25 protein-coding genes and 1 pseudogene are annotated in these 24,236 nt (G+C 68.2%); 8 read left to right on the top strand and 18 right to left on the bottom strand.

What is annotated here, in order from left to right; translation table 11 throughout:
• From J2W36_RS25180 to bamC, 3 genes are all read right to left on the bottom strand, one after another.
• A partial coding sequence (locus J2W36_RS25180; RefSeq protein ID WP_307692526.1) for an outer membrane protein assembly factor BamB family protein occupies positions 1 to 590 on the bottom strand: 590 nt, incomplete at its 3' end.
• 9 nt (positions 591 to 599) lie between these two features.
• The gene (locus J2W36_RS25175; RefSeq protein ID WP_307692532.1) at positions 600 to 1,067 is read right to left on the bottom strand and encodes an outer membrane protein assembly factor BamE; all 468 of its coding nucleotides are present in this window, start codon (positions 1,065 to 1,067) and stop codon (positions 600 to 602) included.
• 196 nt (positions 1,068 to 1,263) lie between these two features.
• On the bottom strand, positions 1,264 to 2,355 hold the full coding sequence (bamC, locus tag J2W36_RS25170; protein ID WP_307692525.1) for an NlpB/DapX family lipoprotein: 1,092 nt from the start codon (positions 2,353 to 2,355) through the stop codon (positions 1,264 to 1,266).
• Positions 2,356 to 2,582: 227 nt separating this feature from the next.
• Here bamC and J2W36_RS25165 point away from each other — a divergent pair, with 227 nt between their 5' ends.
• From J2W36_RS25165 to J2W36_RS25135, 7 genes are all read left to right on the top strand, one after another.
• A complete protein-coding gene (locus J2W36_RS25165) occupies positions 2,583 to 2,996 on the top strand; it encodes a hypothetical protein (RefSeq protein ID WP_307692524.1) in 414 nt (137 codons plus the stop codon).
• A 97-nt stretch (positions 2,997 to 3,093) separates the two neighbouring features.
• Positions 3,094 to 4,383, top strand: a complete 1,290-nt coding sequence (locus J2W36_RS25160; RefSeq protein WP_307692523.1) for a TolC family protein — start codon at positions 3,094 to 3,096, stop codon at positions 4,381 to 4,383.
• 9 nt (positions 4,384 to 4,392) lie between these two features.
• Entirely contained in the window at positions 4,393 to 5,979 is a 1,587-nt protein-coding gene (locus tag J2W36_RS25155; RefSeq protein WP_307692522.1) for an efflux RND transporter periplasmic adaptor subunit, read from the top strand.
• A 13-nt stretch (positions 5,980 to 5,992) separates the two neighbouring features.
• Positions 5,993 to 9,184: a CusA/CzcA family heavy metal efflux RND transporter gene (locus J2W36_RS25150; protein ID WP_307692521.1), complete on the top strand. Its 3,192-nt coding sequence runs from the start codon at positions 5,993 to 5,995 to the stop codon at positions 9,182 to 9,184.
• Positions 9,185 to 9,407: 223 nt separating this feature from the next.
• The gene (locus J2W36_RS25145) at positions 9,408 to 9,617 is read left to right on the top strand and encodes a hypothetical protein (RefSeq protein WP_307692520.1); all 210 of its coding nucleotides are present in this window, start codon (positions 9,408 to 9,410) and stop codon (positions 9,615 to 9,617) included.
• 39 nt (positions 9,618 to 9,656) lie between these two features.
• Entirely contained in the window at positions 9,657 to 11,930 is a 2,274-nt protein-coding gene (locus J2W36_RS25140) for a phosphocholine-specific phospholipase C (protein ID WP_307692519.1), read from the top strand.
• 5 nt (positions 11,931 to 11,935) lie between these two features.
• Positions 11,936 to 12,712, top strand: a complete 777-nt coding sequence (locus tag J2W36_RS25135) for a DeoR/GlpR family DNA-binding transcription regulator (RefSeq protein ID WP_307692518.1) — start codon at positions 11,936 to 11,938, stop codon at positions 12,710 to 12,712.
• A gap of 48 nt (positions 12,713 to 12,760) precedes the next feature.
• On the opposite strand, the gene J2W36_RS25130 is transcribed toward J2W36_RS25135, so the two are convergent.
• A complete protein-coding gene (locus tag J2W36_RS25130; RefSeq protein ID WP_307692517.1) occupies positions 12,761 to 14,320 on the bottom strand; it encodes a methyl-accepting chemotaxis protein in 1,560 nt (519 codons plus the stop codon).
• 300 nt (positions 14,321 to 14,620) lie between these two features.
• Between J2W36_RS25130 and J2W36_RS25125 the strand changes: the two genes are divergently transcribed.
• The gene (locus J2W36_RS25125) at positions 14,621 to 15,079 is read left to right on the top strand and encodes a ferritin-like domain-containing protein (RefSeq protein WP_307692516.1); all 459 of its coding nucleotides are present in this window, start codon (positions 14,621 to 14,623) and stop codon (positions 15,077 to 15,079) included.
• A 112-nt stretch (positions 15,080 to 15,191) separates the two neighbouring features.
• On the opposite strand, the gene J2W36_RS25120 is transcribed toward J2W36_RS25125, so the two are convergent.
• The 14 genes and pseudogenes from J2W36_RS25120 to J2W36_RS25055 all read right to left on the bottom strand — a co-directional run bounded on the left by J2W36_RS25120 (position 15,192) and on the right by J2W36_RS25055 (position 24,192).
• Entirely contained in the window at positions 15,192 to 15,578 is a 387-nt protein-coding gene (locus tag J2W36_RS25120) for a ribonuclease HepT family protein (RefSeq protein ID WP_307692515.1), read from the bottom strand.
• Positions 15,575 to 17,200, bottom strand: coding sequence for a flavin monoamine oxidase family protein (locus J2W36_RS25115; protein WP_307692514.1), 1,626 nt, complete (start codon positions 17,198 to 17,200; stop codon positions 15,575 to 15,577). Before J2W36_RS25115 ends, J2W36_RS25120 begins: the two co-directional genes overlap by 4 nt.
• 2 nt (positions 17,201 to 17,202) lie before the next feature.
• The gene (locus J2W36_RS25110) at positions 17,203 to 17,520 is read right to left on the bottom strand and encodes a 2Fe-2S iron-sulfur cluster-binding protein (protein WP_307692513.1); all 318 of its coding nucleotides are present in this window, start codon (positions 17,518 to 17,520) and stop codon (positions 17,203 to 17,205) included.
• A gap of 52 nt (positions 17,521 to 17,572) precedes the next feature.
• Positions 17,573 to 18,418: an SIR2 family NAD-dependent protein deacylase gene (locus J2W36_RS25105; protein ID WP_307692512.1), complete on the bottom strand. Its 846-nt coding sequence runs from the start codon at positions 18,416 to 18,418 to the stop codon at positions 17,573 to 17,575.
• A 20-nt stretch (positions 18,419 to 18,438) separates the two neighbouring features.
• A complete protein-coding gene (locus J2W36_RS25100; RefSeq protein WP_370869384.1) occupies positions 18,439 to 19,602 on the bottom strand; it encodes a DegT/DnrJ/EryC1/StrS family aminotransferase in 1,164 nt (387 codons plus the stop codon).
• Positions 19,599 to 19,865 (bottom strand): hypothetical protein, encoded by a 267-nt coding sequence (locus J2W36_RS25095; protein WP_307692511.1) that lies wholly within the window; start codon positions 19,863 to 19,865, stop codon positions 19,599 to 19,601. Before J2W36_RS25095 ends, J2W36_RS25100 begins: the two co-directional genes overlap by 4 nt.
• Before the next feature lie 15 nt (positions 19,866 to 19,880).
• Positions 19,881 to 20,096, bottom strand: a complete 216-nt coding sequence (gene nifT / locus J2W36_RS25090; RefSeq protein ID WP_307692530.1) for a putative nitrogen fixation protein NifT — start codon at positions 20,094 to 20,096, stop codon at positions 19,881 to 19,883.
• Positions 20,097 to 20,144: 48 nt separating this feature from the next.
• Positions 20,145 to 21,263, bottom strand: a pseudogene (locus J2W36_RS25085) (cysteine desulfurase family protein); the annotation flags it as partial.
• A 19-nt stretch (positions 21,264 to 21,282) separates the two neighbouring features.
• Positions 21,283 to 21,660 (bottom strand): DUF3024 domain-containing protein, encoded by a 378-nt coding sequence (locus J2W36_RS25080; protein WP_307692510.1) that lies wholly within the window; start codon positions 21,658 to 21,660, stop codon positions 21,283 to 21,285.
• Positions 21,657 to 21,989 (bottom strand): nitrogen fixation protein NifZ, encoded by a 333-nt coding sequence (locus J2W36_RS25075; protein ID WP_307692509.1) that lies wholly within the window; start codon positions 21,987 to 21,989, stop codon positions 21,657 to 21,659. Before J2W36_RS25075 ends, J2W36_RS25080 begins: the two co-directional genes overlap by 4 nt.
• Complete coding sequence (locus J2W36_RS25070) at positions 21,986 to 22,369, bottom strand: nitrogen fixation protein NifZ (protein WP_307692508.1); 384 nt, start codon at positions 22,367 to 22,369, stop codon at positions 21,986 to 21,988. The genes J2W36_RS25075 and J2W36_RS25070 overlap by 4 nt, the downstream gene beginning before the upstream one ends.
• Positions 22,362 to 23,168 (bottom strand): 4Fe4S-binding leucine-rich repeat protein, encoded by an 807-nt coding sequence (locus tag J2W36_RS25065; RefSeq protein WP_307692507.1) that lies wholly within the window; start codon positions 23,166 to 23,168, stop codon positions 22,362 to 22,364. Before J2W36_RS25065 ends, J2W36_RS25070 begins: the two co-directional genes overlap by 8 nt.
• A complete protein-coding gene (locus J2W36_RS25060; RefSeq protein WP_307692506.1) occupies positions 23,165 to 23,740 on the bottom strand; it encodes a hypothetical protein in 576 nt (191 codons plus the stop codon). Before J2W36_RS25060 ends, J2W36_RS25065 begins: the two co-directional genes overlap by 4 nt.
• A gap of 41 nt (positions 23,741 to 23,781) precedes the next feature.
• On the bottom strand, positions 23,782 to 24,192 hold the full coding sequence (locus J2W36_RS25055) for a HesB/IscA family protein (protein ID WP_307692505.1): 411 nt from the start codon (positions 24,190 to 24,192) through the stop codon (positions 23,782 to 23,784).
• Positions 24,193 to 24,236: the final 44 nt, after the last annotated feature.

The following is a 24,236-nucleotide window of genomic DNA, read 5'->3' as shown; positions in this document are numbered from 1 at the left end:
AGCACGCCCGGCTTCTTGAGCACGAGGTTCTCCGCGGTGCGCGGCTGGGCCCACAGGCGACGGCCGGTCTGGCCGTCCCAGGCGCTCAGCGTGCGGTCGGCCGCCTGCACGAACACGCGCCGGCCCGCCACCAGTGGCGCCGTGTAGGCCTGGGCGGTCAGGCGCTGTTTCCACAGCACCTTGCCAGCCTGCAGGGCCACCAGTTCGTTGTTCTGGGTGATGACGGCGGCCAGCGAGCCGTCGCTGCCCACGCCAGCGCTCAAGGGTGCCCCCACGCTCACGCGCGAGCGCTCCTGGCCCGAGACGGCATCGATGCTGACCACCGTGCCATCGGCACCGGCGACGGTGACCACGTCGCCGCTGACGTCGGTCTGCAGCGGGAAGGACACCTCCGGTATGCGCACCGTCCAGGCCTGGCGCACGCTCAGCAGCGCCGCGTTGACCGGCGGCAGGTCCACTGGCTTGGGCTTTTCAGGGCTCGAGCACGCCGCCAGCCCCGCCAGCACGAGCGCCGACAGGCCAGCGCGCAGCAAGGATCGACCGCAAGAAGACCGGCCGGAGGAAAGAGAAAGAGAAAGCGTTGGAGTCATGACAAGGTCCTAGCGCTTGGATTCGAGCGGCGGATAGCTGGCGGGCAACGGCGCGTTGGCATCCGTGTCTGCCGCGGCCTGCGTCTTGCCCGACGGGAATTTCTGGAGCTGGGCTTCCGACGCTTCGAGCTGTGGCACCTTGCCCAGCCGCTTGCGCGTGTCCAGCGTAGCCACGAAGTCCTGCTCGCTGGGCAACGGGTCGCCCTCGAAGCGCTCGACCCCATCGCCCTTGAAGAACAAGGTCAGGCGCCGCTGCTGCGGCTCCACGCCCTGGCGGCGGATGGTGAACACGTAGTCCCAGCGGTCGTTGTGGAACACGTCGCTCAACAGCGGCGTGCCCAGGATCTGGCGCACCTGCTGGCGCGACATGCCCGCCTTGAGTGCTTCGACCTGCTCGCTGGAGATGAAGTTGCCTTGCACCACTTCGACCTTGTAGGGCGTCACGGCGGCCAGGGCATCGCGCGATCGGTCGGTCATGCTGCCGCAGGCGGTCAGGCCCAGGATGGCCGCGACGGCAGCCGAAAGAAGCCAGGGGCGGGCTTGCCCCCTGCCGGCTGTCTTCAGCGACGAGGCCGGTTGTACTGAATTTTTCAAATGTTCTCCCTATGAGCTGCGCAGCTCGCTCGGCCTTGGAGACGATCCAGGCCCAAACGTTCGGCTTTGCACGGCTCTTTTATTTCAAATCGTCCGCAATGACCTTGACGATGCGCTGGGCGTTTTCACCGACCACTGGCGCGCCCGCTTCGTTGAGCACCGACACCGTGCTCGTCTCGCCCTGGCTCTTGACCTGGATGCGGTACTTCAGCGGTGCCTCGTCGGGCTTCTTGTCAAAGTTAAACAGCTTGGAGAAAATCCCCGGCTCCTTCTTGTCCGGATTGGGCGTCACATAGCGCACGAAGTAGACCCCCGCGCTGCGATCGCGGTCTTCCACCGTGAAGCCAGTGCGGTCCAGCGCCAGCCCCACACGGCGCCAGGCGCGCTCGAAGCCCTCGTTCATCTGCACGACCGCCTGGCCGTCGATCGGATCGACGCGCGCGCTCTTGGTCGGCGTGGCCGTCGCGAGCAGTGCCTTGGACTGTTCCTGCGAGACGCCCAGCTTGACCATCAAGCGACGCAGGAACTCGGCCTCGAGCTCCGGATCGCTCGGCCGTGGCTGCCAGACCGTCTGGTCCTTGGTGCTGTTGCTGTAGACCTCGGCCATGCCGCGGTGGCTCACGTAGATTTCGGTGGCCCCGTTGGGCGCGCGCTCCAGGCGCGTGCGATAGCGGTCGAGCTCGCCGGTGGAGTAGATCGAGTCGACCACCTTGCCCAACGTGCCACGGATGATGTCCTGCGGCAGGTTGGCGCGGTTCTCGGCCCAGTCGGTTTCCATGATGCCCAGGTTGCGCTGGTCGGTGGTCAGCAGAAAGCCGTTCTCCTGCCAGAAGTCGCGCACCGGGTCCCAGAGCTGGTCGGCCGGTCGGTTGACCACCAGCCAGCGTTGCGAACCCGAACGCTCCATGCGCACGTCACCCATGCCGGAGACAGCGGTGGGCGCAGAGGGTGCATTGGTCAGGCCAGCCTGGTAGCCATTGGCCGAGACCGCCCCCCCGGGGATGGCGTAGCGGTTGTCCCGCGACAGCTGGGTCAGGTCCGGGGGCAATTCCAGTGTGGAGGTGGGGGCCTTGCGGGCGCTCTTGTAGTCGACCTTGTCGCCGTCGAGCACCGAACATGCAGCCAGGCTGGCAACCAGGGCCAGCAATGCGAATCGCGAATAATTCTTCAACGTCTCTTCCTTGATCGGACAAATTCTGCAGACCTGAAGATGATTCCGGTCCGACCCTTGCGGGCACAAGGCGCCGATGGTCGGCGCGAACTTCGGAGGAATGTTGAAGCCAGTGCGAAGGCGCCGCGGGCATGGATGGCGCCCCCGGCGTCAGGGCATTGCAACAATCCACAGGGGTTTGCCCTTACGATCGCGCAACTCTCGAAGTTCCACGCCTTTCGCACGACATGTCCGCCGATCATTCCCGCCCGCACGCCACGCTGCCGGCCATGACACGCTGGCTGCTGCTCGTGCTGCTCTTCGCCTTGCCAGCCCAGTTCGTCTGGGCGGCCACCGCAGGCTACTGCGCCCACGAGAGCAGCCCGACGTCGTTTCACCTTGGGCACCATTCCCACGCGCATCGGGTATCGACGCCCGACAAGGCGCACGCCTCCACCCCCCAGCAGGACCCACCGGATTCCGCGATCTCGGCGCATGGCGACTGCAGCTACTGCCACGGTGTGGTCGTGCAGCTTCCGGCGCACACCGCACCTGCCGGCATGCCTCCAGCGCCACGGGCCTTCGCCTCGGCTCCCACGGCCTTTCTCGACGTCGGGCTCCAGGCGAGCATCGAACGCCCCAAATGGACACGCGCCCGCTGACCCGGCGCGTGTCTGTCTTCCACCTCATCTCCTTTCACAGCTGATGCGCTGACGACCGCGCCGGATTCCTTGTCTCGTTGTACGACTGGAGAATTCGATGTGCAGGTTTTTCGTGCCGCTCGCGCTCGCGCTGACGTCACTCGCGGGTGCCAGTGCGCTCGCTCAACAGAATCACGGGGCCACGGCCCCCACGGGGGCGCAGGCTGCGGCCGCGCCCGTTTCACCACCGCCGCTGACGCTCGCCACGGCGATCCGCACGGCACTGGGCAACCATCCGGAGCTCTCGGCCGCGCGCCGTGAAATCGAGGCCACCGAAGGCGCGCGCATGCAGGCGGGCACCTTCCAGAACCCGACCCTGAGCGCCGAGATCGAAGGCGTCCGGAGTGACACGCGCACGACCGCGGTCCTGCTGAGCCAGCCGATCGAACTGGGCGGCAAGCGCAGCGCGCGCATCGAGGCCGCCGAACGCGCCGCCGACGTGGCACGCCTCCAGCTCGAAGTCCGGCAGGTCGAACTGCAGGCCGAGGTGACGGCCGCCTTCTTCGCAGCGCTGATCGCCCAGGACCGCGTGCAGCTCGCGCAAGGCGCGCTCGATCTGGCTGGCAAGGGCAGCCTTGCCGCCAGCCATCGCGTGCGCGCCGGCAAGGTCTCGCCGATCGAGGAAACCAAGGCCAAGGTTGCCGAGGCCGGCGTGCGGCTCGAAGGGCTGCAGGCCCAGGGCGACCTTCAGACGAGCGTGCAGCAGTTGCGCGCGTTGATGGGACGCCCGCCCGCGTTCCAGGTGCTCGATGGCGACGCACTGATGCTGCCGGCCGCGCGGTCGGCAGAGGCCGTGGAGCAGCGTCTTGCCGACGCCCCCGCGCTGCGCCAGGCCAGGCTGCAAGTGCAACGGTTTGCGGCGTTGGCCGCGCTGGAACAGGCCAAGCGCATGCCGGACCTGACGCTGACGGCGGGCGCCATGCGCGACCGCGAGGCCGGGCGCAACCAGGCGGTCGTCGGCATCTCGGTTCCCTTGCCGTTCTTCGACACCAACCACGGCAACATCGTCGAGGCCTTGCGCCGTCAGGACAAGGCCGAGGACGAGTTGCTCGCCGTCGAACTGCGGCTTCGCGCCGAGGCCGGCGCGGCACGCCAGCGTCACGTCACCGCCCTGGCGGAAGTCGATGCGCTGCAGAAGGAGATTCTTCCCGGCGCCCGCGCCGCCTTCGACGCAGCGACCAAGGGCTTCGAGATGGGCAAGTTCGCCTACCTCGACGTTCTCGATGCCCAACGCACGCTGCTGCAAGCCCGGTCGCAGCACCTGCGCGCGCTCGCCGAAGCGCACCGCGCCGCCACCGACCTGGACCGCCTGCTGGGCGGACCCGTCGCAGTCGTCACCTCTCGCTAAGGACCTCTCATGGCCAACACGCCCTCGACATCAGGCGGTGCACACCGTCGCAAGCAACACATCGTCATCGTCTGCCTCATCGCGCTGGGCATCATTGCCGGCGCCCTGATCCTGCGCAGCGGTTCCACGCCTAAAACGGCCGACGCACACGGTGCACATACCGACCATGGCACTGAAGGCGGCGATCATGCCGACGAAGGCAAGGACGATGGCCACCGCCACGCCGAAGGTGGCGCCCAACACGAAGAAGAACAGGTGGCCAAGGGGCCCCACGGCGGACAGCGTTTCACCGAAGGCGACTTCGGCCTGGAACTCCTGCTCGCCGAAGAAGGCGGACAGCCGCGCCTGAAGGCCTGGGTGTATGACAAGGGCCGACCGGCAGCGCTCGCCGGCACCCAGGTCATGGTCTCGCTCGCCCGTCCCGATGGCACGCAGGAGGAGATCCGGCTCACACCCAAGGGCGAAGAGCTGCAAAGCGAGCAGGTGGTCGCGGAGCCGCACGTCTTCGAGGCCACCGTGGCCGTGCAGACGCCCCGCCAACCATACCGCTTCACGTTCAGCGCGCAGGAAGGCAAGGTCGCGATGACCGACGCGCAGATCCAGGCCGCGGGCATCGCGCTCGACACCAGCGCACCGGCAGTGATCCGCAGCGCGCTGCAGTTTCCGGGCGAGATCCGCTTCAACGAGGACCGCACGGCACACATCGTGCCGCGTGCGGCCGGCGTGGTGGAGAGCGTGAGCGCCAACCTGGGCGCACAGGTGCGACGCGGCGATGTGCTGGCGGTGGTCTCCAGCGCGACGGTGTCCGAACTGCGCTCCGAACTGCAGGGTGCGCAGCGCCGCAGGGAATTGGCCAGCACCACCTACGCGCGTGAAAAGCAGCTGTGGGAACAGAAGATCTCGCCCGAGCAGGACGTGCAGCAGGCCCGTCAGGCCCTGCGCGAAACCGAGATCTCGGTGGCAAACGCCACGCAGAAGCTGCGCACCCTGGGCGCCGCGGCCAGCGGCGCCTCGCTGGGCCGCTTCGAGCTGCGTGCCCCCTTCGACGGCATGGTGGTGGAAAAGCACATCGCGCTGGGGGAAGCGGTCAAGGAAGACGCGAGCGTGTTCACGTTGTCGGACCTGTCGAGCGTGTGGGCTGAAATGAGCATCTCGGCGAACGACCTGGCGCAGGTGCGGGTGGGAGAACGCGTGGTGGTACGCACGAGCGCCTCGGACGCCAAGGCCGACGGCACCATCTCCTTCGTCGGTTCGCTGATCGGCGAGCAGACCCGCACGGCACGCGCGCGTGTGGTCCTGCCCAATCCGCAGGGTGCCTGGCGCCCGGGGCTGTTCGTCACGGTCGAAGTGGTGGGCGACGAGACCAGCGCGCCGGTCACGGTCGCGTCGTCTGCGGTGCAGACGGTCGACGACAAGCCTGCGGTGTTCCTGAAGGTGGAAGGTGGTTTCATTGCCCAGCCGGTGACGCTCGGGCGCACCGACGGCAAGCGCGTGGAAGTCGTCAGCGGCCTGAAGCCGGGTGCACGCTACGTCGCCGCGGGCAGCTTCATCGTCAAGTCGGAGCAGGGCAAGGGCTCTGCGACGCACACCCACTGAGGCGGACGCACCCATGTTCGAACGCATCATCCGCTTTGCCATCGCGCAGCGATGGCTGGTCATGCTGGCCGTGCTGGCCATGGCCGGACTCGGCATCTACAACTACCAGAAGCTGCCCATCGACGCCGTGCCGGACATTACCAATGTCCAGGTGCAGATCAACACCGGCGCGCCCGGCTATTCACCGCTGGAGACCGAGCAGCGCGTGACCTTTCCGATCGAGACCGTGATGGCCGGCCTGCCCGGCCTGCTGCAGACGCGCTCCTTGTCGCGCTACGGTCTTTCGCAGGTGACGGTCGTCTTCAAGGACGGCACCGACGTCTACTTCGCGCGTCAGCTGGTCAATGAGCGCCTGCAATCGGCGCGCAGCGGGCTGCCCGAGGGCATCGATCCTGTCGTCGGACCGATCTCCACCGGCCTGGGCGAAATCTACCTGTGGACGGTCGAGGCCCGCGACGGCGCGAAGAAGCCCGACGGCTCGCCCTACACGTCGACCGACCTGCGCGAGATCCAGGACTGGATCATCAAGCCGCAACTGCGCAACGTGAGCGGCGTGACCGAGATCAACTCGATCGGCGGCTACGAAAAGCAATACCAGGTCGCCCCCGACCCCGAGAAGCTGTCGGCCTATGGGCTGTCGATGGCCGACGTGGTGCGCGCGCTCGAGCGCAACAACACGAACGTGGGTGCCGGCTACATCGAACGCAGTGGCGAGCAGTACCTCATCCGCGCGCCCGGCCAGGCGCGTGGCGTGGAGGACCTGCGCAACGTGATCCTGTCGAACAGCGGCGGCACGCCAGTGCGCGTGCGCGACGTGGCCACGGTCGGCATCGGCCAGGAACTGCGCACCGGCGCGGCCACCGACAACGGCCGCGAGGTCGTGCTGGGCACCGTGTTCATGCTGATCGGCGAGAACAGCCGCATCGTCTCGCAGGCCGTGGCCCGGAAAATGGAAGAGATCAACCGCACGCTGCCCGAGGGCGTGGAGGCCATCACGGTGTACGACCGCACGGTGCTGGTGGACAAGGCCATCGCCACCGTCAAGAAGAACCTGCTCGAGGGTGCGGTGCTGGTGATCGTGGTGCTGTTCATGTTCCTGGGCAACCTGCGCGCGGCACTGATCACGGCGCTGGTGATTCCGCTGTCGATGCTGTTCACCTTCACGGGCATGGTCAACCAGAAGGTCAGCGCCAACCTGATGAGCCTGGGCGCGCTCGATTTCGGGATCATCGTGGACGGGGCGGTGGTGATCGTGGAAAACTGCGTGCGGCGCCTGGCCCATGCGCAGGCGCATGCCGGCCGGCCGCTCACGCGCAAGGAGCGCTTTGCCGAGGTGTTCGCCGCCTCGCAGGAAGCACGACGCGCCCTGCTGTTCGGGCAGCTCATCATCATGATCGTGTACCTGCCCATCTTCGCGCTCACCGGCGTGGAGGGAAAGATGTTCCATCCGATGGCGCTCACCGTGGTGATCGCGCTCCTCGGCGCGATGATCCTGTCGGTCACCTTCATCCCCGCGGCCGTCGCGCTGTTCATCGGCAACAAGGTGTCGGAGAAGGAGAACCGGCTGATGGTCCGCGCCAAGCAGGCCTACGCGCCGCTGCTCGCACGTGCACTGGCTGCCAAGGGCGTGGTCGTGACCGTCGCGGTGATCACGGTCGTGCTGTCGGGCCTGCTGGCCACCCGGCTGGGCAGCGAATTCATCCCGAACCTCAACGAGGGCGACTTCGCCGTCCAGGCCTTGCGCATTCCAGGCACCAGCCTGAGCCAGTCGGTGCAGATGCAGCAGCAGCTCGAGCGCACCTTGAAGGCGAAGTTTCCCGAGATCGAGCGCATCTTCGCGCGCACGGGCACGGCCGAGATCGCATCGGACCCGATGCCGCCCAACATTTCCGACGCCTACGTGATGCTCAAGCCCGAAGGCGACTGGCCCACGCCCCGGCGCTCACGCCAGGCGTTGATGGAAGCGGTGCAGGCCGAGGTCGCGAAGATTCCCGGCAACAACTACGAGTTCTCGCAGCCCATCCAGCTGCGCTTCAATGAGCTCGTGTCCGGCGTGCGCGCCGACGTGGCCGTCAAGGTGTTCGGCGACGACATGGACGTGCTGAACGCGACGGCGAGCGACATCGAGCGCGTGCTCAAGGCGATCCCCGGCGCGGCCGAGGTGAATGTCGAGCAGACCACCGGCCTGCCGATGCTCACCGTGAAGATCGATCGCGAGAAGACGACGCGCTATGGCCTCAACATCGCGGACGTGCAGGAGACCATCGCCACGGCCATTGGCGGACGCGAAGCCGGCACGCTGTTCGAGGGCGACCGGCGTTTCGACATCGTCGTGCGCCTGCCCGAGCCGCTGCGCAGCGACATGGACGCCATCAGGCGCCTGCCGATCCCACTGCCTGTGGGAAGCCCCGGCGCCATAGGCGCACGCGTCAACTTCATTCCGCTGTCGGAACTCGCGACGCTGGAACTCGCACCCGGCCCGAACCAGGTCAGCCGCGAGGACGGCAAGCGGCGCATCGTGGTGAGTGCCAACGTGCGCGGACGCGACCTCGGCTCCTTCGTGTCGCAGGCCAGCGAAGCCCTCGCGCAGCAGGTCAAGGTACCCACCGGCTACTGGACCACCTGGGGCGGCCAGTACCAGAACCTGCAGTCGGCCACGCAGCGCCTGCAGATCGTGGTCCCGGTGGCCCTGCTGCTGGTGTTCACGCTGCTGTTCGCCATGTTCGGCAACCTGAAGGACGGGCTCATCGTCTTCACCGGCATTCCGTTCGCGCTGACGGGGGGCATCCTGGCGCTGTGGCTGCGAGACATTCCGCTGTCGATCACCGCCGCGGTCGGCTTCATTGCGCTGTCGGGCGTGGCGGTGCTCAACGGGCTCGTGATGATCTCGTTCATCCGCAACCTGCGCGAGCGCGGGGCCACGCTGGACGGTGCCATCACAGAAGGCGCCCTCACCCGCCTGCGGCCCGTGCTGATGACGGCGCTGGTCGCATCGCTGGGCTTCGTGCCGATGGCCATTGCCACGGGCACCGGCGCGGAGGTGCAACGCCCCCTCGCCACCGTGGTGATCGGCGGCATCCTGTCGTCGACCGCACTGACGCTGCTGGTGCTGCCGGTGCTCTACCGCCTGGCGCATCGCCGCGAGGAGGAGCAGGAGGCGGCGGCGGGCCAGCCGGGGCAAGCAACTCACGTTGCGCTGAAGTAGCGGGGCTGGGGCAAATCTGGGACCGGGCCGGCCGGCATCGACGGGTTGCATCTTCGCCGGCGGCCCGACGCCAACCCGTCAACCTACTGTCAATGGCGTGTCACGTGCCGCGCCGAAGATCGTGGCACGAAGGGTAGTTGTGGCGTTTGTTGTATTTCTCCGAAATTTCGACATACGGGCCCACCCTTCCTGAGAAGCCCACATCCCCCAACCAGGAAGTCCGATGAACCTCACGCCCCATCGTTGGCACGCACGGCGCGGCCGGCTGGCCGCCTGCACCGCGCTCGCCCTGCTCACCGTCGTGCTGACCGCTTGCGGCGGCAGCGACAGCAGCACGCCGAGCACGCCCACCAACCCCACCACGCCGACGACACCCACCACCCCCACGACGCCCGACAACACCGTCAAGCCCGTCATGCGCTGCGCGCCCTGACCTCCCGCACATCCCTTCACGCGATTCACGGCACCCACCATGACCTCTCGACGCAACTTCCTCCGCAACACGGCCTCCACCGGCCTGGCCGCCGCCACGCTGGCCGCCTTTCCTCCCAGCATCCGGCGCGCCCTCGCCATACCCGCGAACAACACGACCGGTACGATCATGGACGTCGAGCACGTCGTGATCCTGATGCAGGAGAACCGTTCGTTCGACCACTACTTCGGCACGATGAAGGGCGTTCGCGGCTTCGGCGACCGCTTCACCATTCCGCTGGCTGGCGGCCTCAACGTATGGCAGCAGGGCGATGCCAACGGCAAGCCGGTGCTTCCCTACCACCTTGACCAGAGCAAGGGCAACGCGCAGCGCGTGAGCGGAACCCCGCACAGCTGGAGCAACGCACAGTCCGCATGGGACGGCGGCCGCATGAATCAGTGGCCGCGCTACAAGACCACCGCGTCGATGGGCTACTACGAGGAAACGGAACTTCCGTTCCAGTACGCGCTGGCCAACGCCTTCACGGTGTGCGACAGCTACCACTGCGGCATGCACACCGGCACCAACTCGAACCGCCTGTTCCATTGGACCGGCACCAACGGCCCCTCGGGCCAGACGAGCAGTGGCCTGGCCGGCGTCTCCTCGATCGACAACACCTGGGAGAACCTGCGCACGCCATGGGACCCGGTGAAGAACCCCAACGTCGATTCGACCCAGTACGGCTGCAACTGGAAGACCTACCCGGAGCGGCTGCAGGAAGCCAAGGTCAGCTGGATCGTCTACCAGAACCTGCCGGACAACTACACCGACAACCCGCTGCACGGCTTCCAGCAGTACCGTGCGGCGAACAAGGCTTCGGGCAAGAACGACATGCGCTACGACGGCGACGCCAGCCCGCCCGACGGCGTCACGGTGCCAGCCTACGACCCGGCCACCGACGACGCGGGCAACCCGCTCTACAAGGGCGTGGCGAACACCATGCCCGACGGTGGCTTCCTCGGCACCTTCAAGCAGGACATCCTCAACGGCAAGCTGCGCCAGGTGTCGTGGATCGTGGCGCCCGAGACCTACTCCGAGCATCCCGGCCCGTCGAGCCCGGTGCAAGGCGGCTGGTACATCCAGGAAGTGCTGAACGCACTCACCGCAGCGCCCGACGTGTGGAGCAAGACCGTGCTGATCGTCAACTTCGACGAGAACGACGGCTACTTCGACCACGTGCCTTCGCCCTCGGCACCGTCGCTGATCAACCCCACCGACCCGAAGAGCGCCGCGGCGGGCAAGACCACGCTGTCGGATGCCGACATCGCCTTCGAGCGCCACACCTATCCGCTGGTCGGCAGCACCACCGCGCCGGTTGACGGCCGCGTCTACGGCCCCGGCCCGCGCGTGCCCATGTATGTGATATCGCCATGGAGTCGCGGTGGCTGGGTCAATTCGCAGGTCTTCGATCACACCTCGGTGCTGCGATTCCTGGAGGCGCGCTTCGGCGTCAAGGAGCAGAACATCTCTCCCTTCCGTCGCGCGGTGTGCGGCGACCTGACGAGTGCCTTCAATTTCGCCACGCCCAACGCCGAAGTCCTGCCGACACTTGCCGGCACGCGCAGCAAGGCCGACGCAGACAAGCTGCGCGCCGACCAGCAGGCGCTTGCGCAGATCGTGCCGCCGACCAACGCCAAGCTGCCCAGCCAGGCGACCGGGACGCGTCCTTCCCGCGCGCTGCCCTACGAGCTGCACGTGAGCGCGCGTGCAGACGCGGCCAACGCCGCGGTGCAACTGATCTTCTCCAACACGGGCAAGGCTGCGGCGGTGTTCCACGTATACGACAAGCTTCACCTCGACCAACTGCCACGCCGCTACATGGTCGAGCCCGGCAAGATGCTCGACGACACGTGGGCAGGCACCGCCGACAGCGCTGGCAATTCGTACGACCTGTGGGTGCTCGGGCCCAACGGCTTCAACCGACACTTCAAGGGCAACCTCGACACCTTGCGTGCCGGCGGCGCCGCCAATCCGGAAGTGCGCGTGTGCTACGACATCGCCAACGGCAACGTCTACCTGCGCATGACCAACACCGGCAAGGCCGCGGCCAAATTCACCGTGCGCGCCAAGGCGTACCGCAACGACGGCCCGTGGACGGCCACCGTCGGCGCCGACACGGTCGAACTGCACTGGGACCTCGCCGCCAGCGGCCGCTGGTACGATTTTGCGGTGACCTGCGACGCCGACCCGAGCTACTACCGCCGCTTCGCTGGCCGTGTGGAAACCGGCCAGCATTCCGTGAGCGACCCCGCCATGGGTATGGGAGATTTCTGAGCACCATGCTCCGGGAAGAACGACACCTGCGCATCCGCAGCCTGCTGGCGACCTTCACCCGCCTGAGTGTCGAGCGGATCGTGCAGGACCTGGACGTATCGCGCGAAACAGTGCGGCGCGACCTGCTCGAACTCGAAGGGCATGGCGCCTTGCGCCGGGTGCATGGTGGCGCGGTGGCCACCGGCCCCGCGCCGGAGCCACCGCTGGCCGCCCGCCTCGTGGCGCGCCAGAAGGAAAAGCGCGCCATCGCCAAGGCTGCCGTCGGCCTGCTGCAGGCCGGCCAAACGATCTTCCTCGACGCGGGCAGCACCACGTCGATCCTGGCCGACGAGATTGCCACGCTCAGCGGCATGACCATCCTCACCAACTCGCTGGCCATCGCCCTCAAGCTGGCCAGCGCCGATGCCGACCGGGCCTCACGCAACGACGTTCGGCTGCTGGGCGGGCAGATCGACGTGAAGACGCAGGCCACGCACGGCGACAGCACGCTGGAAGACATCCGGCGTTACCGCGCCGATGTGGCGCTGCTGTCGCCCGTGAGCCTGCATGCGCAGCACGGTGCCATGAGCTTCGAGCACCATGAGGCATCGGTGGCGCGCGCGATGGCCGACCAGTCCCGGCAACGCATGATCCTGGCCGACCACAGCAAGATCGGCCAGCTCAGCAGGGTGAGCTACGCGCGCTGTGCGGACATCGACGTGCTGGTCACCGACGCCGGCGCGCGCAGCGTACCGGCACTGGCTGCGCTGCGCAAAGCCTGCGTGCAGGTGCGGGTGGCGTGAGCAGATTCGCATGCTGCGCGCTCCATAAAAGGGCGCCGCAGCGTGGCGTCACATCGCCAGTGCGCCCTGCAGCTTGAAGACGGCCACCGTCGACACCAGCGTATGGGCCTGCTCGCGCAGCGACGATGCCGCCGAAGCCGCCTCTTCGACCAGCGCTGCATTCTGCTGGGTGACCTGGTCCATCTGCGTGATCGCCTGGTTGATCTGCTCGATGCCCGTGGTCTGCTCCTGGCTGGCCGCGGTGATCTCGCCCATGATGTCGGTCACGCGCTGGACGCTGCCCACGATCTCTTCCATCGTCTGACCCGCCTGCTCGACCAGCCGCGTACCGGCGCTGACATTGCCGACCGAGTCGTCGATCAGGTCCTTGATCTCCTTGGCCGCGGCGGCCGAGCGCTGCGCCAGATTGCGCACTTCCGAAGCCACCACCGCAAAGCCCCGGCCCTGCTCGCCAGCGCGCGCCGCCTCCACCGCCGCGTTGAGCGCAAGGATGTTGGTCTGGAAAGCGATGCTGTCGATGACGCTGATGATGTCGACGATCTTGCGCGAGGACGTCTCGATCGACGCCATGGTCGTGACCACCTGGCCGACCACTGCGCCGCCCTTGACCGCCACATCCGACGCCGAGACGGCCAGCTGGTTGGCCTGGCGCGCATTGTCCGCGTTCTGCTTGACGGTGGATGTCAACTCCTCCATCGACGCGGCCGTCTGCTCCAGTGAGCTGGCCTGCTGCTCGGTGCGCGACGACAGGTCCTGGTTGCCCGCGGCGATCTGGCTGGAGGCGGTGGCAATGGTGTCGGTGCCCGACCGCACCTTGCCGACCACGTCGGTCAGGCTCTCCTGCATCGCCTTGAGTGCGCGCAGCAATTGGCCGGTCTCGTCAGTGGCATCGCTGTCGATGCGGGTCAGCAGGTCGCCGCTGGCCACGGTTTCGGCCACCACCACGGCCCGCGCCAGGGGACGCGTGATGGAGCGCGAGATCAGCATCGCCAATCCGATGGCAACCAGTGCGGCCGCCATGGCAATGCCCAACGTGATCCGGATCGCGGAATCCCCCGCGTCACGCGCCTCCTGGCCATCGTCGTTCATGCGCTGGGTCTGGAAGTCGACCATCGCACCCACGGCGCTGAAAAAGGCGCTCTGCACCGCGGACATGTCCTTGAGGATGAAAGCGCCTGCCGCCTCGTCCTGCCCATCCTTCACCAGCGCGATGAACTTGTTGCGCGCATCGACATAGCTGGCCTGCTTGGCAATGAGCTCGTCGGCGAGCACCACCGCCTGGGGTGCGACGCTGATGGCCTTGAGCCGGGTTACCAGGGCGTCGCTGCGCTCGATGGAGGTATGGATACGGTCGAAATAGGCCTGGATGGTGCCAGCGTCATCGGCGATGAGCGCGTTGCGCAGCAGACGTGCCTGCGTGTCGATTTCCATCTGTATGCCGGTCGCAAGCTGCACTTTGACGAAGCGGTCCTTCAGGATCAGATCGACGCTGCTGTTGATGAGATGGATGCGGGAGATCGCGATCGCCGCAATCGCGACCAACATCAGGACCACGGCGCCAAAGCCGACGCCCAGGCGCGTGGCGACTTTCAGGTTGGAGAGTTTCATGTGACTTGGATTGGAAATGAGGTGAAGGAAAAGGAAACGACATCCAAGCCTCTGTATCGGTGTTATCCCTTGAAAGCTGAATCATCGACGTCGTCGGACGTCGCACCCGCAATGGGTAAGTCCCGGCCTACATGCGGCCAGCCGTCGGACCGCCCGCAACGCCCGCCGTCGTCCCTCGCTGACAGACGCTAGGCGAATACGACGACGGCCAATGCGAGTTCGGCAGTCGACCCTTGCGGACAAGCTTCTTCACCGAGGAGCCTTTCATCCATCCATGCCTTCGGGCAACAAGGAAAGACTATGACCGACAACAAGCAAGTGGTAAGCGTCCTCAACGACCTGCTGGAAAACGCACGCGACGGCGAATACGGCTTCAAGACCTGCGCCGAGCAGGTGGAAACTGCCGGTGCCAAGCAACTCTTCGCCGCACGCGCCCAAGGCTGCGCCGAAGCAGGGCGCGAACTCGAAGGGCTGATTGTCCAATACGGTGGCGAGCCGGCGTCTGGCGGCACGGCCGCTGGCGCGCTGCATCGCGGCTGGGTCCAGGTCAAGGGCGCCGTCGGTGCCGACAGCGAACTGTCCATTCTGGAATCCTGCGAAAAGGGCGAAGACACGGCGATCGCACGCTACCGCAAGGCCCTCAAGGAAGACGGCCTCCCGGCCGACGTCCGTGCGGTGATCGAACGGCAAGCCGCCGGTGCACAGACGAACCATGACCAGATCCGCGACCTGCGCAACGCCGCACGCGCGGTGAACTGAGTCGACGCTGCGCGACCGGAGAGGGCCCTCCGGGGCCTTTTTTGCGCGTGCAGAGACGGCAGTGCATCGAGTCTTCTATTGAAACGCGGGCCACCAAGCAGCCTCATAGGCTTCACGTCGCCATGCGAAAAAGCGCGGGCTGGCTCCTCTGGTAGACGCGCAACCACAGCAAGGTGGCCGGGACCAGTGATTCGCAGGCAAAGCCCAGTGCTTCGTCGAGCGCCTCGCCCGGCGGGGCCCTGAGCTGGACACGCATCGCGTCCCAACCGGGCCAGTCGAGTTCGGGCATTTCGCCGCGCAGGGTCGGCGGCACTTGGCCCGCGCTGTCGACCAGCGTGTGCAGCTGCCGCAGCACCTCGGCGCGCGTCAGGCGCGAACGCAGCAACTCGTCGCGCGCCAGCCCCTCCACGAGGATGGCGATGCCCGTGCCTGCCTGCTCGATGAGCGCCAGCAAGGCGCTGCCGAAGACGTGCCCTCCATTGAGCCCCGACGCCGTCATGTGCGCTCCACGCTGTCGACGACCGACATCAACCGGGTGTTGAGTTCGAACGCGAACTCCCGCCAGGCGGCAGCCAGGTCCAGCGTGGCCGCGCGCAACGTTCCAGGGTCGGGCCGGTGCTCGAGCGGGAAGTTCGACAGCGCGCACGAGGTGCGGTTGAAGTCCAGCGCTGCATCGAGCAGCCCCTGGTTCCAGCCGTCGAAGGGCGCCAGCAGGGTCGCTGTCAGCGCGTGCCGGCCGCGCTCGGCGGCAGCGTCGCCGGCATCGAGCGCCGGCAGCAGGCGATCGAGACCCACCAGCGTCTCGCTGTAGACCTGGTCGGCTGTGGCGAGCAGCGCGCGCTGGGTCAGCTGCTCGGCCTGCTGCGACGACAGCAGCCGCGTCAGGTGCAGGCGATAGCGCTCGGGCGCCGCACGGCGTTGCGCCTGGACGCTGGCTGCGAAGGCGGCCAGCGCCTCGCTTCGCGACGCGGGCCGTGCGGGTTCGGGCAAGCCGCTCGACACCACGGCCTGCCCGCCGATCGCGCGGGCGATGCGGTCGGCCGCCTCGAGTGCGCCTTCCATGTGGCCGGCGCCGTGGGCCGCGGTCTCGCTGCCGCCCATGAAGAGACGACCGCCCCACAACGGCCGCCGCAGCATGGGATCGGCCTGCGGTGGTTCGGGCAGGAAGGCCCGGTCGGTGGCGCTGCAGGTCCAGGGCTCCTCGGCCCAGTCGAGCCGATGCTGGTGCCCATGCTGCGCCTGCGGGCCGAAGAGTTGCGCGAGCTGGCTGTCGATGAGCATCGGCAGGCCACGCTGGAAGTCTTGACGCTGTGCCGCATTGAGTGCGAAGAAGCCGCCCAGCGCGCCCGCCGGCCCGGCCCCCATGGCGCCGGAAGACTTGTCGCTGGCATCGAACACCTCGCCCAGCACCGCCTGCGCATGTCGCACGAAGGCATTGCCCGACTGGCCTTCGGCGCGCCAGAACGGCCGTTCGAAGGTGGTGAGCACCTTGGCCTGGGTCGCCATCCAGGTCGGCGTGGCCTCCAGCGCCTGCGCGACCGTGTCGGGCAGCGGCGGATCGAACTGCACGCGTTCGCGCACCAGGCGCGGCGGCACGGCCAGTACGACACGCCTCGCGCGCAACGAGGGCCCGGCCGCCAGCCGCAATTCGAGGAATGCGCCGTGGTCGCGCACCCCGCGGACGGCGGTGTCGGTGTGCACACAGCCCTCCGGCAGTCCGGCCGCCAGCGCCGTGACCAGCCGATCCGTCCCGCCGTCGATGCGGTGGGCGCCGGCATGCACGCCGCCGGACTCGAGTCGACGTTCAGGTTGCCGGTTCGGGTCGGTCAGCCACAGCGCGTCGCCGGGGTCGTGTTGCGGCCCGCTGGCCAAGCCGAGCGCGTCGAGCAGCGCTGCGATGCGAGGCTCGGTGGCGGGCCAGAACCAGGCCGGGCCGAGGTCGAGCGCCTGGCCGGTATCGGCACAGCGCTGCGTCAGCACGCGGCCCCCCATGCGCGAGCGCGCCTCCAGCACGCACACGGACAAGCCGCGCTGCGTCAACGTGCGCGCCAGCGCCAGCCCGCACAGGCCGGCGCCGACGATCGCCACATCGACCTGCATCGGCACGACGGTGCCCGTCATGGCTACAGCGTCGGCAGCTCGATGGTGACTGCTTCTTCGCCCAGCACCGCCTGGCAGGCCAGGCGCGACTTGGAGCCCACGCCAACGATCTGGTCGAGCCGTTCGTTCTCGGTGCGCTGGACCTTCGACAGGCTCTTGCGGCCTTCAAGCACCGAGACGTGGCACAGGTTGAGGCAGATCTTGCCGCCGTTGTCGCATTCATGTTTCATCACGCCGTTGCGGCTCAAGGCCTCGAGCAGGGTGATGCCGGATTCAGCTTCGTAGGCCGTGCCCGCGGGCATGACGGTCAGGGTGATCTTGGTGGCGGTGGTAGAGGTCATGGCTGTCTCGCAGTGGGGGTTGAAAGGAACGGAGAGGAATGGGTGGACGGCGTCAGGCGGCGACGGCGCCCTGCAGCGCTTCGGTCAGTTCGTCGGCGAACTGCGCCAGCGGCATCGGGATGCGCACGATGCCCTGCTCTTCGAGAAAGCGCGCTTCCATGCGCGTCGGTTCGTGGGGCAGAACGGCCCAGTGCAGCGCCGACGAGCGCTTCATGATCTGGCGCGCGAAGCTGCGGGTGAGCTGGTCGTCGAAGCGGCAGCCGATGAACAGGAAGCTGCGGCCGCTCCGCCAGGCCTGCACCGCTGCCGGAATCGGCGTCTGGATGTCGATCTCGGTCAGCACCTCGACATAGTCGCTGTCCGACACGAGGTAGTTACCGGCCGGCGCGTGGCTGCCGATGGGCTTGTAGAGGATGGGCCCTGCATCGGCCGGCAGCTCCGCCATGAACTCGCCGTCGTCGCCGTAGACGCCGGTCCACCGGCCAAAGTGTTCGGATTGCGACAGGCCCTGGATCTGCACCCAGTCGCCCTGCGGCCGCACCTGCGCCAGCGCGACGGCGAAGCTGTCGTCGTACCAGGTGTCGACCCACAGGCCGGCGCCGCTGCCCGCCAGCGCAAGCTGCAGCGCCGACGGCGCCGGCACCGAAGCGAAAGCCTCGTTCATCAGGTGCACGACCGACTTGCGGTGCTTGAAGTTCTCGATGAACTGCGCCGCCTGCGTGAGCCGCTTGCGGATCTTGTGCGGCACGCTGACCTTGGTGGTCATCATCTCTGCCAGCGCGGTCGGGGTGCCCGGCACCTTCGGCTCGGCGCAAAGCGAAAGCATGTCGGGGCCGAGGTAGGGAATGACGGTGCCGGCATCGAGGCGATGGGCGATGTCGCGGATCAGATCGGTCATGGAGGAATCCTCGGTGGTCATCAATAGATTGCGGCGCCGGCACCCACGTTCGTGGCCGTGTCCTTGAGCGTCTTGACGATGTATCGGACCTGGTCGGCATCGAGCTGGGTGTGCAGTGGCAGCGCCAGCGCGCGGTCGCCGATGCGGTCGGTGTCCGGCAACAGCCCGCGTTTGCGGCCGATCGCATCGCCCGTGTTCATGTAGAAGAACTGGCGGTGCAGCGGGTGGCTGTAGGCGGCGGTCTCGATGCCGCAGGAACGCAGGTCGTCGATCATCTGGGTGCGTGCGCTCTGGCCGAAGCGCTTGCCCAGGTGCACGACGTAGAGCATCCAGTGAACCTCGTCCACGTCGTCGCCCAGGTACGGTGGCTTGATGCCCTCGAAGCTCTGCATCTGCTCGTGGTACCAGCCCTCGACCTGCTTGCGCAACGCCAGCCGCGCGTCGAGCTCCGACAGTTGCGCCAGGCCCAGCGCTGCGGTCAGCTCGCTCATTCCGGCCTGCAGCGGCACGCGCGAGCCGACCGACAGCGAGCTGCGGTCCGACAGCCGGCGCTGGCGCAGGTAGCGCAGCTCGTGCGCCAGTTCCTCATCGTCGGTCACCAGCATGCCGCCCTCCCCCGTGCACAGGGCCGAGGGCTGCGAGAAGTCGAACACCGCCACGTCGCCGAAGCTGCCGACCGTGCGACCCCTGTAGCGCGAGCCCAGCGCCTCGGTGCTGTCTTCGATGAGCTTGAGGCCGTGCGCATCGGCCAGCGCACGCAGCGGACCCCAGGCCGCGGGATGGCCGTTGGTGTTGCCGGCGAGGATGGCGCGCGTCGCCGGGCCGATCTTCAGCGCTGCCTTCTCGGCGCTCAGGCAGCCGCTCCAGTAGTCGATGTCCGCGAACACCGGCGTGGCACCAGCCAGCGTGATGGCCTGCGCCACCTGGTGCCAGGTGTGGGCGGCGCACACGACCTCGTCGCCAGGGCCGATGCCCAAGGCGCGCAACGCGATCCAGGTGCCCAGCGTGCCGCTGCCCACGGCGACCGCATGCGCACGGCCAACCCAGCCGGCGAAGGCGCACTCGAAGGACTCGAGCATCGGTCCATCGCTCCAACGCGCGGCCTGCAGCACCGCGTTGACCAGCTCGATTTCGCGCTCGCCGCATTCGGGCTCGGCCAGCCCGATGACTTCGATGTCGATCATGGCGCATCCTGCGTGAGGATCAACGCGCTCGCATCTTCGGGATGCTGCGTCACATGCCAGCAGTGACCGTTGGTGGCCGCCATGTAGACGTTGCGCGCGCCCAGGCGCAACGCGGGCGTTTCGTCGCGCATGTCGAACGCGTCGACCAGCACGGTGCGCACCTCCGGGTGCAGCGCGCGCCAGCGTTCGACCGCTTCGCGCAGCGTGGTCGCGGTGCCGACCATCTCGCCAGCGGTTCGCAGATGTTGGGATGTCAGGGCCATGGCAGCGGCTCCGGTTCAGTCATCGTCGCCGGCGGTGGCGACGCGGCGGGCTTCGACGGTGACGGGCAACCGCGTGTCGACGGCCATGGCCGGAAGCTCCAGCTGCCAGCCGTTGCCCAGCGTGACCAGGCCGCCCCACATGCCGGGCTCGGCCATCGAGACGATGGGCTCCTCGAGGTCTTTCCGGGGCACGTAGGCGGTCAGCACGCCCTTGCTGTCTTTGCGAATCATCACTTTCATCGTCGGCTCCGGAGGTGGGGAAAAGGGAGAACAGGCCATGAGCAGCGGCGGCAGCATGGCCACCACGAAGTCCACGTCCTGCGCCGTGGTCGTGCGGCCGAGCGACAGGCGCACGGCACACAGGGCATCGTCGCGCGGCACACCCATCGCACTGAGCACGTGCGAAGGCTCGCTGCCGCCCGACGAACAGGCCGCACCCGACGAGGCGGCGATGCCCAGGCGCTCGAGCCGGTTGAGCACGACTTCGGCTTGCAGGTCGCCGATGCGCAGATAGCTGGTTCCAGGCAGGCGCGGCGCGTGCTGCGACCAGACGTGCAACGCCGGCAGCGCCTGCGCCAGCCCGCGCTCCAGCGCGTCGCGCAGGGCGGCCAGGCGCTCGGCCTCGGCCACCATGGCGCTCGCGCTGCCGAGTGCGTCCAGCGCCGCGGCCAGGCCAACGATGCCCGGCAGGTTCTCGGTGCCACCGCGGCGCGCGCGCTCCTGGCTGCCGCGCGTCTGCGGCGCCCAGGGCACGCCCTGGCGCAGCAGCAAGGCGCCCACACCCTTCGGCCCGTGGAACTTGTGGGCCGACAGCGAGACCGCGTCGGCACCGAAGCGCGCGAAGTCGAAAGGCAGCTTGCCGATGAGCTGGGTCGCGTCGACGTGCAACGGCGCCCCCGCAGCATGCGCCAGCGCCGCCACCTCGGCGACCGGCATGCACACGCCCGTCTCGTTGTTCGCGGCCATGAGCGACACCAGCGCCACGTCGGGGCCGATCAGCTCGCCAGCAGCGCGCAGGTCGAGCGTGCCGTCGGCATGCACCGGCAGGTAGCTCACCGGCGTACCCGCATCCGACAGCGCGCGCGCCAGCTTGAGATGGCCCGCATGCTCGACACTGCCGAACACCACGCGGCGACGCCCGACCGGCGCCGCATCGCGCAGGCCGCGCACGGCCAGGTGATTGGATTCGGTGGCGCCACTGGTGAAGATCACTTCGGCCGGCTTGCAGCCGAGCGCGCGTGCCACCGTGGTCCGCGCCGCGCCCAGCGTCCGCTTCGCGGCCTGCCCCGGCGCATGCTGCGACGAGGGATTGGCCCACACGTCGGAGAACACCGGCAGCATGGCCGCCAGCACCGCTGGTGCGGGCGGCGTGGTCGCGTTGTGGTCGAAGTACAGCATGCCAGGGTCGGTGCGTGGTTCAGGGCCAGAAGATGCGTTGCGCGTCCACGCACAACACATCCATCAACTCGCCCACTTCGTCGCTCTCGTCCTGCGCGACCCAGGTGCCGGTCACGTGGTCGCGTGCGAACAGGCGCCAGCTCTGTACCGTGCGGCCCGGCTGGCTGCGCGAGAGGCGCGGCGCCCCGGGCGCGAGCAGCGCGATGTTGATCACACCGCCCTCGGGGTCGACGTTGCGCGAGCAACACGGGCTCTCGATGCGAAAGGCATCGCCCTCGCGCAGCACGCGCGGGCGCACGTAGCGGTAGCGGGTGCGCTCCCGCAGCGCGCGCTCCAGCCGACACTGCATCAGGTCGACGACCACGGGGCCGGCCGCGGCAGCCACAGCGGTGCTCATCCCCCTTGGACCTCGTCCGTCTCCGGCAGCAGGCCGAGCGGCGCAGGCGCGATCTCGTCTTCGAAGCAGCCGATCACGCAGCCGACGAACTCGACCAGGTAGATCGACTCGTTCGATTCCGTCGCATGGCCGACATTGACGATCTCGCCCACCGCGCCGCGCTCGGCGAGGACCGCATCGACGGCGCGCTCGGGATAGCTGCCATCGTTGACGAGGTCGTCCAATGCGATCACGCGCTGGCCCCAGGCGTAGGCCGCCACGCGCGGCTCGTGCAATGCCAGCGCATTCAGGGCGGCGGCGTGGGCTGCCGTATCGACAGGTGCATTCATGAGGCGTCTCCAGGGGCAGGTGATGAGGCGGCGGTGGGGGCGGACGAGCCGAGGGCACGCAAGGCCGAGGCCCTGTCGCCGAGCTGCGCGAGCACGTCCTCCGGCAGATGGTCCAGCGTGCAGAGTTCCTTGGCGCGCATGCCCACACGGTGGCCGGAGTCGACGAAATCGACCGCGTAGATGTAGAACTGCTGCAGGAAGGTGTTGATGTTGGTGACGTAGCCGATCTCGCCCTTGTTCACCAGCACCTCGCCGATGTCCCGGCCGTTGTAGGTGCCGTCGTTGCGGATGACCGAGCGCGCAATCACCCGCTCGCCGTACGCGAAGCGCGGCGGGAAAGCCAGCTCGATGACGTCGTCGTCGCGGTTGATGTCAGCCATGCATCGCTCCTTCGTCTCGCGTGCAGCGTTCGCGCACGGCGCGCCGCACCTCCGGGTCTTCGTCGTCTCTCAGTTGCGCCAGCACGGCGGCACCGGCACGCTGCGCCACCTCCCAGCGCACGCGCCAGTCGATGTCGGCGACCAGGCGCGACAGCAGCGCGACGGGCAGGCGTTCGGCGACGATGCGTCGCACCTCGGGTTCGGCGTCCGCGGCCATGCGCAGCAGCGCCGGCATCTCCAAGCGCTGCGCCACGCGCATGCGCACTGCGCGGTCGGGGTCATCGGCCATGGTCGGCAGGATCGCCAGCGGCAGGCGGCGCGCCACGAGTTCGCGCACGCCGTAATCGGGGTCGCGGCGCATCGGCGCGAGCAGGGCCGCGTCGGCGCGCTGCGCCACGCGGATGCGCACCTCGCGGTGCGGATCGCTCACCAGCCGGCCGAGTTGGCCCAGCGGCAGTCGCAGCGCGACCTGCAGGCGCACCGTTTCGTCGGGGTCGTCGATGAGCGCCATCAGTCGGAACACGCTGGCGTGCCGCGCCGCGATGGCCCGCACCTCGAAGTACGGATGCGCCAGCTGCGCATCGCCGAACTGCGGGTGCCAGCGGAAGAAGCGGTCGATGCGGCGCGCATAGGCGTCCTGCATGCAGGCATGGCCGGGCTCGCAGCCCTGCTCGCCCGGCCGCATGCGCAGATCGGCGTAGCTGCAGGCCGCACAGTCGACCGGCCCACCCTGCCAATGCAGCGCGGGAATATCGCCAGCCGGCGCGCGCGAGCGACAGGCGAGCCCGGTGGCGCTCATCGCAGGCACCCGTGCCAGCCGCGGGCCGATGAAGCCGGTGGCGGTACGGCATCGCCATCAGTGTCTTCGCCGGCCTCGCGGCGTGCCAGCACCTGGGCCAACAGCGCGCCGCCCACCTGATCCTGCCGATCGAGGCGGCGCAACTCGCCGAGCAGGAAGCGCGCCTCGTCGAGCGCGCCCAGGCGCAGGTTCAGGTAGGCCAGGCCCTTGAGTGTGAAGAGGTAGAAGCGCACCGCCGCGTCGTCGCGCGCGGCTTCGTCGGTCGGCGGCACGTCGCCGAAGTCCGGCCCCAGCGCCGTGCGCGCGATGGCCAGCGCGTCTTCCCCTGCGGCGCGGGCTTCGGCCAGCGCGTGGCCGTAGAAGTGGAACCGATAGAGCGCGATCAGCGGCGCCGGATGCCGCGGTGCCGCGGCGCGGGCCTGTTCGAGCAAGGCGAGCGCCTGCGCCGGCAGGTGCCGCAATTCGCCCGCTCGCGCAATGAGCGCTTCGACCCGCGGGTCCAGCCCGCCACCGATCACGCAGGCCGCGAAGGCGGCCGCCGCATCGTCGAAAGCCAGGCCGGGCGCATGCATGGCGGTGTCCGGTGTGTGTGGCGCGTGTTGCGGACGTGCGATCAGGAGGCCAGAACCGGTGCAACCGGCCGGCCGCGGCCGATGGCGCTCACAGAGATCGTGGCCATGCCGGGAGGCGCGGCTGTCTCGGCGGTGCTGCAGCCGCAGGCCGCCTGGTTCGGATTGACGAAGGTCAGGCCGGACTTGGTCGGCGTGTCGGCGAAATCCATCGTGCAACCTTCGAGCAGCAGGCGGCTTTCGGCTGGCAGGAACACGCGCAGGTCGCCGTTGACGACGAACGTCTGCTCTCCGGGCGCGGGGGCACCTTCAGCGCTGAATTCCGCGTTGTAGCCCGAGCAGCCGCCCGCGCTCACGACGAGGCGAAAACCCGCACCAGCGGGAAGCCCCGAAAAGCGCACGATGCGGCGCATGAACTTTTCGGCAGCGGGAGTGACGGTGAGGCTGGACAGCATGGTGGATGTCTCCTTCAAGTGGAAATGGCGGGACGTTGGCGAGG

The organism is Variovorax ginsengisoli, from assembly GCF_030811835.1.
In the GTDB taxonomy this organism is placed as follows: domain Bacteria; phylum Pseudomonadota; class Gammaproteobacteria; order Burkholderiales; family Burkholderiaceae_C; genus Variovorax; species Variovorax ginsengisoli_C.
This window is presented reverse-complemented; position numbering and strand designations above follow the sequence as displayed.